Raw genomic sequence first — 14788 nt, forward strand, 5'->3', positions numbered from 1 at the left:
CCCAAATGGCAAACGACCGGCTTATTCCAACTCCAGTTTTTTTAACCGGTAACGTAAAGCACGGAAAGTAATACCTAAAATTTTAGCAGCAGCGGTTTTATTGTAGCGAGTTTGTTCGAGTGCTTGGAGGATAGTCTGTTTTTCTAATCCCGCTAAACGCTCTTCTAAAGAATTTGCAGGAAGGAATTCTGAGCTACTAGGCAATTCTACTTGAGGCAGGCGCAGATCCTTGGTCCCAATGGTTTCGGATTCGCACAGGGTTACGGCCCGCTCCAGGATATTTTCCAACTCTCTGATATTCCCAGGAAAGAGATAACCTTGTAGCACTTCTAAAGCTTCAAGCGCTAGTTTAAAAGGAGTCCCCCCATTGGTCTCGGCGAGTTTGTCCAAGATATGTCCGGCTAGCTGAGAAATATCGCTTGTCCGCTGTCTCAAGGAAGGAACAGCTAATTCAATGACATTGAGCCGATAGAAAAGATCCTGGCGAAAGTCACCTTGTCGCACCAAGGCGGCCAGATCTTTATGGGTAGCACAAAGAATACGGACATCAACAGCAATTTCTTTCTGACTGCCAATGGGCCGCACGCTCCTCTCCTGGATAGCCCGCAGAAGCTTGACCTGCATGGGGAGAGGTAAATCGGCTACTTCGTCCAAAAACAAAGTGCCCCCATCTGCGGCCTGAAACAATCCCTACTGGTCACCAACAGCGCCACTAAAACTGCCCTTTCTATGACCAAAAAATTCACTTTCCATCAGCTCGGTGGGTATAGCTCCACAATTGACGGGTACGAAGGAACCCGCCGAACGGGGCCCTTGCTCATGGATAAGCCTAGCAACCAGTTCCTTACCCGTGCCCGATTCACCGCTAATGTAAACTGGCGCTTGACTACGACGGGCCAGCTTGGCAATTTGGGCGCGCACTGCCCGCATGGCGGCCGACTCCCCAAGTAACCGGTGGCGGGTTCGCCTTTCCATTTTGGGATAGGGAAGAGGAAGTTTTAGCGCCCTCTTGACCAGATTGCGCAACGCCTGTAAATCCACCGGTTTTGAGATGAAATCAAATGCGCCGGCTTTCAAGGCGGCAACGGCAGTCTCCACGTTGCCATGGGCGGTAATCACCGCTACTGGCGTTTCCGGGCAGTACTGGCTAATTAACCTAACTAGCTCGATGCCATCCCCATCCGGAAGGCGCATATCAGTCAAGCAGAGATCGAAGGGCTGTTGTTGCAGATAGTGACGAGCCCTAGCAAGATTAGCCGCCTTTTGGCAGACAATACCCAAGGGCGTCAGGGTAAGGTCGAGTAATTCCAGAATATCCGGCTCATCATCCACGATGAGGGCCAAGGGGCATTCCTTCATGCCACATTCGCTCCCATGCTCAGGGGAGCAAAACAAAGCCGAAAACAGCTTCCTCCGCCAGGAACTGGGCGATACTCCAGACTCGCGCCATTACATTCCGACAGTTCCCGGGCAAAATAAAGGCCCAACCCGGTACCCGTTTTTTGGGTAGTAAAAAAGGGTTCGAATATTTTATCGGCCATATCATCGGGAATACCGGGTCCCCTATCCATGACCTCCAAAAAAACCTGGCCCCTATCCGTTTCATTCTCCATCCAAGATTTGGAAATAGGGAACATGGCCCCGACTTCGGGAATGACGCCAGGCATTATCGCAAAGATTCCATACTATCTGGCGAAACTGAGAAGGGTCCATATGAACCTGGGCTGTGCCGGAGCGTATTTGGAGCGCCACCTCTGTCCGGTCAATGCCTTGGGTACGGCAAAATTCATCCAGGAAATCCAGCAACCATGGCTTGAGGGGCAACACTTTTAGACGGCTATGCTGCTGCCGGCGGCTCAACTGCAAGACATTCTTGACGATCCCGTTTACCCGGGTACAGTGATTAAGAATAATTTCCAGCAGCCGCCGCTCCCTTTGACTTAGGGTGGAAGATTCCCTTAAAAGCTGACTGGCATGACTGATGACGCCCAGGGGATTACGGATTTCATGGGCAATGCTCGCTGTGAGCCGCCCCAGGGAAGCCAGCTTCAATTGCTGGGCTTGGCGGGCCGAGGCCGAAGCATCCTCTAAAAAAATTAATGTGCCTGAGCGGGGCCCCAGGCTAATGAATTTAGGCAATATTTCGGATTGTCCCCGAAGCGGCCGGAAAGCTTCAGACTGGTGAAAGTGCAGTCCTTCCCGCCAGCTATTAAGCCGTTTAGCCAGGTATGGGGCTATCTGGTCCAGCGAATTTTTTTCCTCTCCTGGTTTCAGCCCTAATAGGATCTGCCCAGCCTGATTAATGAGCCGAAGGGTACCTTCCCAATCTATCACGAGGACTCCGGACTGTAGATGCTGGATAATATACCCATTAAGCTGGCTGATATTGGCCAGATCCAAGCTCCGCTGGGCCGCACGGGCCTCGCTCTCCCGAAGCCGTGCTGTTAGCACCTGGGCCAGTAAAGCCGTGGCAAACAGGGTGGCGCCTAATAAGCCCGCCTGAGTATAGTGAGCAGCATCGGAATCACGGAATACGAGAGCATAAGACTGTTCAAGCAACACCGCCAATGTGGCCAGGGCAGCCAAGGCACTGGCAGTCCGCCCCACCGTTAAAATACCCCCGGCGGCAATCACTACCACCAGCAGCATTCCCAAGCCACTAAGCACACCGTCACTGGCGTGCATCAAAAGCGTAATCGCGCCAATATCCAAGGTTAACTGAAACCACACTTGGAAATAAAATCCGCCCATTCGAGCTACCGTGGCAACGCCTAGGGCAATGGCTGCGGCGGCATAAACCAGAGCTGTCATCAAGAATAGATGAGGGTGAGATTCACCCAGAAAACCGGGGCCGGTACCGGTAATAACGGCCATCAAAAACAAGGAGATAATTAATAAACGATAGAGGCAAAAAATGGCGAGCGGCCGCCAAGAAGATAGGGCTTCCTCCACTACATCCTGGCCATTAAACTCGATGTTTTTTTATCCTTTATCGCTTTTCGCCAATTCACGGTGCTCACGGCAACAAAAATTGTGATTGCTCTCTGTCAGGGCTTCGTCCTCGGGAAGGAAAATTCCACAGTGAGCGCAACGAACCATCCGCTTGCTATCTATTACTTGATTCTTTCGGCTAAATTGGTAATTCTTTAATAGTTTTTTCAGCAAAAAATAGGTTAATAACGCAATCAAACCAAAGAGTAATAACCGCATTTCGCTACCCTTCCGCTGCTACTTTGCTCCGCGCTGCCCGTTTCCTTTCATGTTCCAACAAAAGTTTCTTGCGCAAGCGGATATGTTCGGGGGTCACCTCGACTAACTCGTCGTCATCGATAAACTCCAAGGCTTGCTCCAAGCTCAATCGTAAGGGGGGGGTCAACAAAATATTTTCATCGCTTCCAGCCGCACGGATATTGGTAAGCTGCTTGGCTTTCAGGGGATTAACAACCAAATCGTTCTCCCGCGAATGAATACCAATAATCATGCCTTCATAAACCTCGGCACCCGGTCCGATGAGGAGCCGCCCCCGTTCCTGTAAATTAAACAAAGCATATCCCAAAGCTTTCCCAACACCATTGGCTATCAAAACCCCGTTCTTGCGATGGGCAATGGTACCTTTTTTAATAGGTCCGTAGCGGTCGAAAACATGGTACATTAAACCAGTGCCCGAGGTGGCCGTCAGAAATTCGGTCTGAAAACCAATGAGGCCCCGGGACAGGATAGAGTATTCCAAACGCACCCGTCCCTTGCCATCGGGTACCATGTCGGCAAGATCACCTTTGCGCTCGCCCAGCTTTTCCATTACGGCGCCTTGGTGCTGCTCTTCCACATCCACCACAAGCTGCTCATAAGGCTCACACAGCTCCCCTTCGATTTCCTTGGCGATCACTTCGGGCCGGGACACGCCCAATTCATACCCCTCCCGCCGCATATTCTCGATAAGAATGGAAAGATGAAGCTCGCCTCGTCCCGAGACCTTGAATTTATCTGGATCTTCACTCTCCTCGACCCGCAAGGCAACATTATGAATCAGCTCTCTGAGTAAACGCTCCCGTAACTGCCGGCTGGTTATATATTTTCCGTCCCGACCGGCAAAAGGAGAATTATTCACCTGAAAGGTCATGCTTACGGTAGGTTCATCCACCGTGAGAGGCGGCAGCCCCTCAACCTGAGCAGGATCGCAAAGGGTATCGGAGATTCGCAGATTATCGATACCCGAAACCGCGATAATATCCCCCGCCTGAGCTTCAGGCACCTCAACCCGTTCCAACCCCCTAAAACCCATGACTTGCAGCACCCGCCCCTTGCGCCGCTGGCCTTCCCTATCCAAAATTTCCACGGGGGTGTTGGTACTAACCCCGCCTCGCTGAATACGGCCAATGCCGATCACCCCCACGTAGGGACTATAATCCAGGCTGCTGATTTGCATTTGGAAAGAGCCTTCCAGATCTACCCGCGGGGGAGAGACGCATTGAACGATGGTCTGAAATAAAGGAGTCATATCTCCAGTCCGCGTTTCTGGCGATAAGCCCCCATAGCCTTGAAGCGCGGAAGCATACACCACCGGGAAATCTAATTGCTCCTCGGTTGCGCCAAGGCGGTCGAATAGATCAAATGTTTGATCCAGCACCCAATTGGGACGACTGCCTGGCCGATCAATTTTATTAATCACCACAATAGGGTGGAGCCCCAGGGCAAAAGCCTTCTGGGTTACAAACCGGGTCTGGGGCATCGGTCCCTCTACAGCATCCACCAGCAATAGCACCGAATCCACCATGGACAACACCCGTTCTACCTCGCCACCAAAATCCGCATGACCAGGGGTATCCACAATATTAATTCGGTAACCATTCCATTCGATGGCAGTATTCTTGGCAAGGATAGTAATTCCTCGTTCCCGTTCCAAATCATTGGAATCAAGTACCCGTTCAGCCACAGTCTCCCATTCGTCAAAAGTACCGGACTGCTTAAGCAGTTGATCGACCAAGGTGGTTTTGCCGTGGTCCACGTGAGCAATGATAGCGATATTACGTAGTTTATCGACCATAATTTATAGAAACCGACTCTATGAATTTACCTTGATGAAAAAAATAAAATTCCCGAAATGATAACGGGTAATTACCGCTACCCTTTTAAAACACGATGAAGCACAGCCCATAAGCGGCTTCTAGGAGTCAGGCAAGAATTTATGAGGTAAATTCCTCCACCAACAGAGGCTGAATGGCTTGCAGGATGGCCTTATGCACCGAAAGACTTCCCGCCACCACATTGCCCGTGGTAAAGAAATCATGATCCCCAGAAAAACTAGTCACAATGCCGCCTGCTTCCTGAATAAGCAATGCTCCGGCAGCCATATCCCACTCGGCAAGGCTCATCTCCCAGAACCCATCTAAACGTCCTGCCGCCACATAGGCGAGATCCAAAGCCGCCGAACCGGGCCGGCGAATATCGGCGGCATCACGAAATAGGGCCTTAAAGGTCGCCAGATAGCAATCTAAATAGTGATGTTTTTTAAAGGGAAAACCCGTCCCCAAAAGAGCTCCTTCTAATCCTCTTTGTTGGCTGACTCGTATCCGCCGATCATTTAATTGAGCGCCGCCTCCCCGGGAAGCGGTAAAAAGTTCCTGCCGTAGGGGATCGTAAATTACGGCATGCTGTAAACGGTCTTTGTGTTTTACGGCAATAGATACGGCAAACTGGGGAAACCCGTGGAGAAAGTTAGTCGTGCCATCTAAAGGATCGATGACCCAAATTGTCTCATCTCCTGCTTGCCCGCCACCTTCTTCAGCCAAGATCCCATGACTAGGGTAAGCCTTGCGGATGACACTAATAATTTCCTGCTCGGCCAGACGATCAACATCGCTGACAAAATCATTTCGCCCCTTTACCGTCACCTCAAGGTGGTCGACTCGGTCTAAAGAGCGCACAATTAAATTACCAGCACCGCGCGCTGCACGCACAGCAATATTAAGGAGGGGATGCATGAATAAAGCCTTTTTTAAGGACGTGGTTTAAAAATCAAATGGCCAGCGCCGCATCCAATGCGACGGACCCTGCAAATATTTATTATGATACCTTGTGAATTTTGCCTGCCGCAAACAGCAAACGGCTTAATCCCTTCTCCCCTAGGAAGGCAGGCATCACGGTTTTGTAAAAAATCTCCTAAATATAGACATAAAATACTGGCGGTTATTCCTAATTAACAGTGAGTTGCTGCTATAATTGGAAGTCTTTTATTGGACTTTCTCAATTTTTCCTGCTAGTTTTCATGCGGCTCTTTAAAAGTAGTGATCATTTTATTTATCCGCCCTTATTTACCGCAACTTCTCCTACGAAATAACGAAGGATTCCACAATGAAAAAACGCTTTCATAACTTCCTAAGCCTAGGTATTGCCATGATTTTTTTGGTGCTTCTGAGCGCTTGCGCGGGTACTTCCCGAGTAGAACAGTTAGAATCCCAAATCCAGGAGGTAAAAAATACGGCTGAGGAAGCGAAAAATACTGCCCGTAGCGCCCAAAATGCTGCTGCTTCTGCCTCACAATCGGCGGAAGATGCCTCCATAAAGGCCGACAATGCCCAGCAAACAGCCAATGAAGCTCAACAAACAGCCGATGAAGCCCTACAGAAAGTTGATCGTATGTTTGAGAAGGCAATGAGTAAATAAGTATTTATGCACTCATCGCCTGGCCCGGTTGCTATTACGCTAAAACAGCGAAGCAATCGGGCCAGACGGTATTTTAAAAGTTAAAATTTCCTGGTAACTAATTTCGGCTTTACTATATTCATACCCAGCGGCTCTTCCCGCCCGAGACAGCGAATTTCCATCGTCTATCTCACTTACTCGCGTTGCTATCCCGGTTCGATCAGCAGCGGTACGCTTAGCTAGCTCCCAGTTAATGTCTTGAATCGGCTTGTCGGTAATGGCAACGATAGCCGCTACCATGGATGTCAATGCGCCTTGTTCCGAGTTCTCTAGCTCTGGCAGAGGGGCATGGGCTTCAAGATAAAGTATGCCGTCCTTGATTCCGGCTTTAAAAGGCTGATAAACAATATTAACTGGCGTACCCACCTTCACCTGACTGAATAAGCCCAAAATATCTTCCGGATAAAGCCGTATACAGCCATGGCTCACCCGCATCCCCACGCCCCAAGGACGATTAGTACCATGAATCAGATAACCCGGCATCCCTAAACGCATGGCAAATTTACCCAAAGGATTATCGGGGCCGGGCGGAACTCTCTTTGGTAACGGATTTCCATCAGCTGCGTGCTCCGCCCGAATCGACTCTGGTGGAACCCAGGCGGGATTTTTCTTCTTGCTAATCACTGAAGTCCGCCCTAAGGGGGTAGACCAACCTTCTCGCCCAATCCCTATGGGATGGGTAACCACGGTGCTTGGCTGCGCCGATGAGGGCTCCGGAAAATAATACAGCCGCATTTCAGCCAGATTAATGACGATACCCCTACGAGGCGCTTGCGGTAACACATACTGAGCTGGAACCACTACCAGGCTGCCCTCCTTGGGCAGCCAGAGATCGATATCAGGGTTAGCGGCTTTAATTTCGCTGTAACCAACATCATAGCGGCGGGCAATATCCAGCAAAGTCTCGGAAGCTTTTGCAGGTACTATAAGATTGCGCCCTACCACCGTCTCTCCTACCGAAGGCAGCGCAAAAGTTACTGCCGGGGCAGGAGCAGAGAAAAAAATGCTGCCAGCTATTATACTAGTATAAAAATTTGCGATAATGAGAGGCACTATTTTTAATTTAACCATAAAACATTTTTTCCCAGTATAGCCTTCGGTTTTGCTCAGTATCTGCTTTGCTCCTGCCCTTAGTTAGGGTAATCTAACAGCATGTGGATTTTTAAATTTCTGTCCTTGTGCCTAATCCTATGGCTTGGTGGATGCGCTTGGCTTGGCAAGTCTCCACCGGAAGAGAAGCCGGAAGCTGATTGGACTGTGGAACGTTTCTATGCCGAGGCCAAAGCCGCTCTTAATGCCGGTGATTACCAAAAAGCCATCACGTTCTATGAACAGCTTGAAGCCCGTTATCCCTTTGGTGTTTATGCCCAGCAAGCACTCCTAGAGTCCGCTTATGCTTACTACAAATTCAATGAACCCGAATCGGCGCTTGCTGCGTTAGACCGTTTTATTCGCTTGTATCCTCTCAACTCTCATATGGATTACGCTCATTACCTTAAAGGGCTGGTAAGCTTCCATCGCGGCGTTGGGATCGTAGAAAGATATATTCCCCGGGACGAGACCCAGCGCGACCCAGAATCCGCCCGGAATGCCCTCAAGAGCTTCAAGACATTAATTCAGCGCTTCCCTGACAGCAAGTATGCCGAAGACAGCGCTCAACGCATCGTCTACCTGCGTAATCGGCTTGCCCAACATGAAATTAACGTAGCCCATTATTATATGCGACGGGGTGCCTATATTGGAGCCATCAACCGGGCCAAATATGTCGTGGAAAACTATCAGCGTACTCCCCCGGTGCCTGAAGCACTCACTATTATGGCGCGGGGATATGAAATCCTTGGCTTAAATGAGCTAAAGGAAGATACCCTGCGAATATTGGAATTAAGCTTCCCAGGACATTCTGGTATTGCCAAGGCGAGGACGCTTAAAGCAGTAAAATAAATAGGTAGGCTCTTGGAAGTAAAACGTCTACAAAAATCATCACGCCAGCCTTCCAGCAAGTGGCTGCTCCTCGCCCGAAGGGGCGAGGGTTTACGTGGATTTTGCTAAGCTAGTTGCCATGCTTTCACGCGAAACTGCTGCCGCTTAAATGGCATCCACTCCTTCCTCGCCAGTACGGATACGGGTAGCACGTTCAACGTTAGTTACAAAAATTTTACCGTCACCAATCCGGCCGGATTGCGCTGCCTTAGTAATTGCCTCGATACAGGCATCAACTTGCTCATCGCCGACCACTATCTCCAGCATAATTTTCGGCAGAAAGTCCACCACATACTCAGCACCGCGGTAGAGTTCCGTATGGCCTTTCTGACGACCAAATCCCTTGACCTCGATGGCTGTCATCCCTGAAACGCCGATTTCCGACAGCGCTTCGCGCACATCGTCAAGCTTAAAAGGTTTGATAATCGCCTCGATTTTCTTCATTAACTACTCTTTAAAATTTGGAGTTTTATTAGGACCAGTTTCCATCTTACCCATTACTAAATCTCGTCTGCCTGATAAATGGGTGTTTCCCCGCCATTCCTAGAGCGGAGATAGTTTTTACCGTCTCAGAAATTTTATCGTTCTTCTCGACTTATAACGCCCTATAAGCGGGGAAACTCTAGCGCGAATTCAGCGGCGAAGCAACCTTCAGACATTATTGGTTTTATTTTCCTTATCCACCACCCATAGCCTGTTCCATACACGCTCCCATCTCGGCCGGTGAATGAGCAATAGACACACCCGCCGCGGATAATGCTTTTAACTTACCTTCCGCGGTTCCCTTGCCACCACTGATAATGGCGCCGGCATGCCCCATACGTTTGCCCTTGGGAGCCGTCAGCCCCGCAATATAAGCAACAACGGGTTTACTAACATGATACTGAATATACTCGGCGGCTTCTTCTTCAGCACTGCCACCTATTTCACCCACCAAAATTACCCCCTCAGTTTGGGGATCTTGCTCGAACAAAGCCAAACAATCGACAAAGCTCATGCCTTGGATAGGATCTCCCCCAATCCCCACGCAGGTACTTTGGCCCAGCCCCTTCTGGCTCGTTTGATAGACTGCCTCATAGGTGAGAGTGCCTGAACGGGAGATAATGCCAATCCGGCCCGCTTGATGAATATCGCCTGGCATAATACCGATTTTACAAGCCCCGGGAGTAATAATACCAGGGCAATTAGGTCCCACTAGATAGGATGGGAGACCTGTCAGAGCCGCTTTAACCCTGAGCATATCAAGCACGGGAATCCCCTCGGTAATACACACGATAAGGGGGACTCCCCCATCTGCGGCCTCTAAAATAGCATCGGCGGCAAAAGCTGCGGGAACATAGATCATAGTAGCGTTAGCACCGGTCGCCTCTACCGCCTCCGCTACCGTGTCGAATACAGGCTGCCCCAGATGGGTCTGCCCTCCCTTGCCTGGCGTTACGCCACCCACCAGCTGCGTGCCATACTCTAAGGCTTGCCGGGAATGGAAAGTGCCTTGCTTACCCGTAAACCCTTGGCAAATGACCCGTGTCTGCTTATCAACCAAGATACTCATGCCCGCTCCCCCGCCGCGGCAACCGCTTTGCGTGCGGCATCCGTCAAATCATCCGCCGTGATTAGCTTCATTCCGCTCTCCCGCAATAGGGCACGGCCCTGTTTGGCATTCGTACCTTCCAAACGCACCACGACCGGTAACTGAATCTCTACCTCTTGCACTGCCTGAATAATCCCTTCCGCAATCAGATCACAGCGAACGATACCGCCAAAAATATTGACCAGAATCGACTTCACCTTAGTATCGGTAAGGATCAACTTAAAAGCTTCGGTCACCCGTTCAGCCGTCGCTGTTCCCCCCACATCGAGGAAATTAGCTGGCTCCCCATGCTGGAGCTTTATTAGATCCATGGTCGCCATGGCCAGACCCGCCCCATTAACCATACAGGCAATATCCCCTTCCAAGGCAATGTAGCTTAAACCATGAGTCCGGGCCTCAACTTCTTTCTGATTTTCTTGGGTAGGGTCGCGTAACGCCTCCCAAGTAGCGTGCCGGAAAGCGGCATTATCATCCAGTACCACCTTGGCATCCAAAGCGAGCAAATCGCCCTGCTCCGTTACCACTAATGGGTTCATCTCCACCAAGCTTGCATCTTGCTCCAAAAATAAGCGGTACATTTTTTCCATAATCTGGACGAGTTGCCGGTGCTGTTCCGAAGTCAATCCAAAAGCGAAGCCTACCCGCCGACACTGATAAGACTGTAATCCTACTACGGGATGGATTGCCAATTGGAGAATTTCGCCGGGATACGTTGCTGCTACCTGCTCAATATTTACCCCGCCACGGCTTGAAGCCATGATCACCACCCGTTCCAACTGGCGGTCCAGGGTTGCAGCAAGATAAAATTCCCGAGCTATCGCCGCTGGCTGCTCCACCAAGAGGTTTTGCACCGGTAACCCCGTGGCATCGGTTTGCGCCGTCACTAAACGGGTCCCCAACAAGTGGGAGCAAAAGTCCGATAGTTCCTCCATACTGGCAACTACCCGCACCCCACCGGCCTTGCCGCGCCCACCAGCATGCACCTGGGCCTTGATTACCCAGCGCTCCCCCCCTAACTTCCGCGCCCATGCGCAAGCTTCCTCCGCAGACCTGGCAGGACCTCCGGAAGGAACAGGGATTCCATAATCCGAGAACAGGCATTTAGCCTGAAATTCATGCAAAATCATATTTTGAGCCCATTTGAGTACAATAATAGTATTATTATGTCCATAAATATGAAGTGTAGGCGAAATATTGAATGCTGACTCTCTATCCCGACATCAAGCCTTATGTACGCCATACCCTGACGGTAGACCCACCCCATGAACTCTATGTCGAGGAATGCGGCCACCCAGGAGGACTCCCCATCCTCTTTCTCCACGGAGGGCCGGGTAGTGGTTGCCAGCCCCATCACCGCTGCTTTTTCGATCCCGACATTTATCGGATAATTTTATTCGATCAGCGTGGTTGCGGCAGCTCCCAACCCCATGGCGAACTGGAGAAAAACACCACTACAGCGCTACTTGCGGATATGGAATTTATCCGCAACTACTTGGGAATTGAGCGCTGGCTTATTTTTGGGGGCTCTTGGGGTGCCGCCCTCGGGCTACTCTACGGCGAAGCTCACCCAAGCCGGGTTTTGGGGCTCATTTTGCGCGGTATTTTCCTCGGCCGGAAGCAAGATACCCGCTGGTTCCTGCAAGAGGGCGCGCCGCGAATTTTTCCCGATACCTGGGCGGCCCTGGTAGAAGATATTCCCACTGGGGAAAGGAATAACCTCATAGAATTCTTCCACCACCGTCTCAATGGTCCCGACGAGTTGGCTCAGATGGCGGCCGCTAAGGCACTGTATGCCTGGGAGTCCAGTTGTATGCACCTTGCTAGCAATGAAACGCCTTCCCAATCTGGCCACACCACACTGCTAGCCCATGCCCGTTTGCTTATTCACTACGCTAGGCATCATTACTTTATTCAACCCAACCAGATACTTGATCATGCCCGCCAGTTAAAAAATATTCCTGGCATCATCGTCCACGGCCGCTATGATGTCATTTGTCCTGCCAGCAATGCCTGGGAGCTGCATCAAGCGTGGCCTTCATCCGAGCTACAAATCGTGCCCCTAGCCGGCCATGGAGCAACCGAACCAGCCATCGTGGACGCGCTAATCCGGGCAACGAACCTGATGGCAAGGCGGGTAGGATAAAACTCGCTGGTGATTGCCCTGCTGCAGCGGGTCACCCAGGCCCAAGTCGCCGTCGCGGGAGAGGTTATTGCGCACATCGGTCCCGGATTAGTGGTATTGGTGGGAATCGAGCGGGGCGACGGCACGTCCCAAGCCGAACGGCTCCTAGAACGTCTATTAAGTTACCGGGTATTTGCCGACTCCAAAGGACACATGAACCTAAGCCTGGCCGATGCGGAAGGCAATCTCTTATTGGTGCCTCAATTCACCTTGGCGGCCGACACCCGCAAAGGAACCCGTCCCAACTTTACTCCAGCGGCCCCACCCCCCTTGGGTAAGCAAATAGTCGAATATCTATTTGCCCAGGCTAAGGCCCGTTACTCTAGATGCGCGGCAGGCCGTTTCGGCGCCCACATGCAACTCTCCCTGACCAATGATGGCCCTGTTACCTTTACCTTGCGGATTCCGCCAGCGGTTCAAACAGCCAAAAACAAATAAAAAATATGGAATTTCCGGAACAAAAACTCCAACGGTTTACGGCTTTTACCGATAAATTAAGTGCCAGAATAGGCCACCTAGTGGCCTGGCTAGTCCTGCTTTTGGTGTTATTGGTCTGTTATGACGTTAGTATGCGCTACCTTTTCCACAACGGCTCGGTGGCCTTGCAGGAACTGGAATGGCATCTCTTTGCCCTTATCTTTTTATTGGGCGCCGCGCCCACCTTGAAGGATGATGGCCACGTGCGGGTCGATATCTTTCATCAAGATAAGTGGTTAAGTCTCCGGGCGCGAATCTGGATCAATCTCCTTGGCACCCTTATCTTTCTTCTCCCTTTCTGCCTCGTCATTATTACCGCCTCCTGGCCTTTTGTCCGTAACGCCTTTTTGCAAAACGAAGGTTCTCCCGATCCTGGCGGCCTCCCTGATCGCTATCTTCTGAAAGCTATCATTCCACTTGCCTTTAGCTTACTCGCACTCCAAGGCGTGGCTGATTTTATCCGCAACTTACTAAAGTTGCGGCACATCTCGGACACCATCCAATAATGGAAGTTTGGGCGCTCGTCATGTTTGCAGTGCTATTTGCACTGCTGCTATTAGGTTATCCGGTTGCCTTTACCCTGGGAGGTGTTGCGCTAGCTTTCGGCGCAATCTTCCTGGATATGGATTTCTTCCGGCTTTTGCCCCTGCGTATTTGGGGCATCATGACCAATTTCACTTTATTGGCGGTACCCTTGTTTGTATTTATGGGGGTCATCCTAGAAAAGTCGGGGCTAGCCGAAGATCTACTGGAAACCATGGGCTTATTGTTTGGCCGATTGCGGGGAGGATTAGGAATCTCCATCGTTGTGGTAGGCGCCTTGTTGGCGGCAACCACGGGGGTAGTAGGCGCTACGGTAGTCACCATGGGAATCATTGCTTTACCCTCCATGCTCAAACATGGCTACGCCAAGGAACTGGCGACAGGGACTATTGCCTCTGCGGGCACATTAGGGCAGATCATCCCCCCTAGTATTGTGCTGATTCTATTAGGAGATGTAATGGGAGTAGCGGTAGGCCAGCTATTTATGGCGGCAGTCGTCCCAGGGGTTTTGCTTATCCTGCTCTACATTCTCCATATCGCGATAACTGCCTGGCGGCGACCAGAGGCCGCGCCAGCTTTGAACAGAACGGCATCCCAGGATAACCCTAACTTAGGGCGGCAGGTAGTCAAAAGCCTTATTCCTCCCCTCACCTTAGTAATGGCGGTATTAGGCTCCATTTTTTTTGGGATTGCTTCTCCCACCGAGTCGGCGGCTGTGGGTGCTCTCGGTGCAATCCTCCTGGCACTCTGGCACCGGCGGCTAACACTGGCTAACTTGCATGCAGCCAGCGCCCAGACCGTGCGCCTGACCAGCATGGTGTTTCTTATCCTAATTGGCGCTACTGCCTTTGGCCTGGTTTTTCGCGGAATGGGAGGTGATACCCTGGTCTTAGAATTAATGACGGGACTACCAGGAGGAAGCTGGACTTTCCTCGCCATCAGCATGTTACTAATTTTCTTGCTAGGATTTTTTCTGGATTTCCTTGAAATTTGCTTTATTGTGGTCCCCATTCTTACCCCCGTGGCTATCCACTTAGGGCTTAATCCGCTGTGGTTCGCAGTATTGATCGCGCTCAACTTGCAAACCTCTTTTCTCACGCCACCCTTTGGCTTTTCTCTGTTTTATTTAAAAGCAGTAGCCCCTCCTGAAATCCATATCACTCACCTTTATCGCGGCATACTGCCCTTTATTGCTATCCAGCTCATCACCTTGGCGCTCCTGTTGGTCTTTCCCGAAATAGGACTCTGGCTGCCTACAACCATGGATCGCTTGCAGGGGATGGGTGGCTAAAATTTTGGATTTTAACTACCTC

Annotated in this window: 15 protein-coding genes and 1 pseudogene; 6 read left to right on the forward strand and 10 right to left on the reverse strand. The window is 50.8% G+C overall.

The genetic code is table 11. The features are described from left to right. Window positions 1–21 precede the first annotated feature (21 nt). From NWAT_RS11710 to suhB, 6 genes and pseudogenes are all read right to left on the reverse strand, one after another. Window positions 22–1359, reverse strand: a pseudogene (locus tag NWAT_RS11710) (sigma-54-dependent transcriptional regulator). Then, window positions 1356–1667: a sensor histidine kinase gene (locus tag NWAT_RS17515; RefSeq protein WP_269724254.1), complete on the reverse strand. Its 312-nt coding sequence runs from the start codon at window positions 1665–1667 to the stop codon at window positions 1356–1358. The pseudogene NWAT_RS11710 and the gene NWAT_RS17515 overlap by 4 nt, the downstream one beginning before the upstream one ends. After that, the gene (locus tag NWAT_RS11715) at window positions 1603–2952 is read right to left on the reverse strand and encodes a histidine kinase dimerization/phospho-acceptor domain-containing protein (RefSeq protein WP_232420113.1); all 1350 of its coding nucleotides are present in this window, start codon (window positions 2950–2952) and stop codon (window positions 1603–1605) included. Before NWAT_RS11715 ends, NWAT_RS17515 begins: the two co-directional genes overlap by 65 nt. 30 nt (window positions 2953–2982) lie before the next feature. Beyond that, entirely contained in the window at window positions 2983–3210 is a 228-nt protein-coding gene (locus NWAT_RS17800) for a PP0621 family protein (protein ID WP_013221283.1), read from the reverse strand. 4 nt (window positions 3211–3214) lie between these two features. Further along, a complete protein-coding gene (gene typA, locus NWAT_RS11725) occupies window positions 3215–5044 on the reverse strand; it encodes a translational GTPase TypA (protein ID WP_013221284.1) in 1830 nt (609 codons plus the stop codon). A gap of 139 nt (window positions 5045–5183) precedes the next feature. Next, window positions 5184–5981, reverse strand: coding sequence for an inositol-1-monophosphatase (suhB, locus tag NWAT_RS11730; RefSeq protein ID WP_013221285.1), 798 nt, complete (start codon window positions 5979–5981; stop codon window positions 5184–5186). Window positions 5982–6351: 370 nt separating this feature from the next. Between suhB and NWAT_RS11735 the strand changes: the two genes are divergently transcribed. Beyond that, window positions 6352–6663 (forward strand): Lpp/OprI family alanine-zipper lipoprotein, encoded by a 312-nt coding sequence (locus NWAT_RS11735; RefSeq protein WP_013221286.1) that lies wholly within the window; start codon window positions 6352–6354, stop codon window positions 6661–6663. A 39-nt stretch (window positions 6664–6702) separates the two neighbouring features. Here NWAT_RS11735 and NWAT_RS11740 read toward each other — a convergent pair whose 3' ends face one another. Continuing rightward, complete coding sequence (locus tag NWAT_RS11740; protein WP_013221287.1) at window positions 6703–7773, reverse strand: L,D-transpeptidase family protein; 1071 nt, start codon at window positions 7771–7773, stop codon at window positions 6703–6705. An 81-nt stretch (window positions 7774–7854) separates the two neighbouring features. On the opposite strand from NWAT_RS11740, the gene NWAT_RS11745 reads away from it, so the two are divergent. Further along, window positions 7855–8643, forward strand: a complete 789-nt coding sequence (locus NWAT_RS11745) for an outer membrane protein assembly factor BamD (protein WP_013221288.1) — start codon at window positions 7855–7857, stop codon at window positions 8641–8643. A gap of 144 nt (window positions 8644–8787) precedes the next feature. Here NWAT_RS11745 and NWAT_RS11750 read toward each other — a convergent pair whose 3' ends face one another. The 3 genes from NWAT_RS11750 to sucC form a co-directional block, all read right to left on the reverse strand. Beyond that, complete coding sequence (locus tag NWAT_RS11750; protein ID WP_013221289.1) at window positions 8788–9126, reverse strand: P-II family nitrogen regulator; 339 nt, start codon at window positions 9124–9126, stop codon at window positions 8788–8790. 232 nt (window positions 9127–9358) lie between these two features. Next, window positions 9359–10234 (reverse strand): succinate--CoA ligase subunit alpha, encoded by an 876-nt coding sequence (sucD, locus tag NWAT_RS11755; RefSeq protein ID WP_013221290.1) that lies wholly within the window; start codon window positions 10232–10234, stop codon window positions 9359–9361. Further along, window positions 10231–11400: an ADP-forming succinate--CoA ligase subunit beta gene (sucC, locus tag NWAT_RS11760; protein ID WP_013221291.1), complete on the reverse strand. Its 1170-nt coding sequence runs from the start codon at window positions 11398–11400 to the stop codon at window positions 10231–10233. The genes sucD and sucC overlap by 4 nt, the downstream gene beginning before the upstream one ends. 71 nt (window positions 11401–11471) lie before the next feature. Between sucC and pip the strand changes: the two genes are divergently transcribed. From pip to NWAT_RS11780, 4 genes are read left to right on the forward strand one after another with little or no spacing between them, the layout of a single operon-like run. Then, a complete protein-coding gene (gene pip, locus NWAT_RS11765) occupies window positions 11472–12416 on the forward strand; it encodes a prolyl aminopeptidase (protein WP_013221292.1) in 945 nt (314 codons plus the stop codon). 9 nt (window positions 12417–12425) lie between these two features. Next, a complete protein-coding gene (gene dtd / locus NWAT_RS11770) occupies window positions 12426–12893 on the forward strand; it encodes a D-aminoacyl-tRNA deacylase (protein ID WP_013221293.1) in 468 nt (155 codons plus the stop codon). A gap of 5 nt (window positions 12894–12898) precedes the next feature. Beyond that, complete coding sequence (locus tag NWAT_RS11775) at window positions 12899–13438, forward strand: TRAP transporter small permease subunit (protein WP_013221294.1); 540 nt, start codon at window positions 12899–12901, stop codon at window positions 13436–13438. Beyond that, entirely contained in the window at window positions 13438–14766 is a 1329-nt protein-coding gene (locus NWAT_RS11780; RefSeq protein ID WP_013221295.1) for a TRAP transporter large permease, read from the forward strand. Before NWAT_RS11775 ends, NWAT_RS11780 begins: the two co-directional genes overlap by 1 nt. Window positions 14767–14788 lie beyond the last annotated feature (22 nt).

Origin of the sequence: Nitrosococcus watsonii C-113, assembly GCF_000143085.1 — a bacterium.
Taxonomy (GTDB): Bacteria; Pseudomonadota; Gammaproteobacteria; order Nitrosococcales; family Nitrosococcaceae; genus Nitrosococcus; species Nitrosococcus watsonii.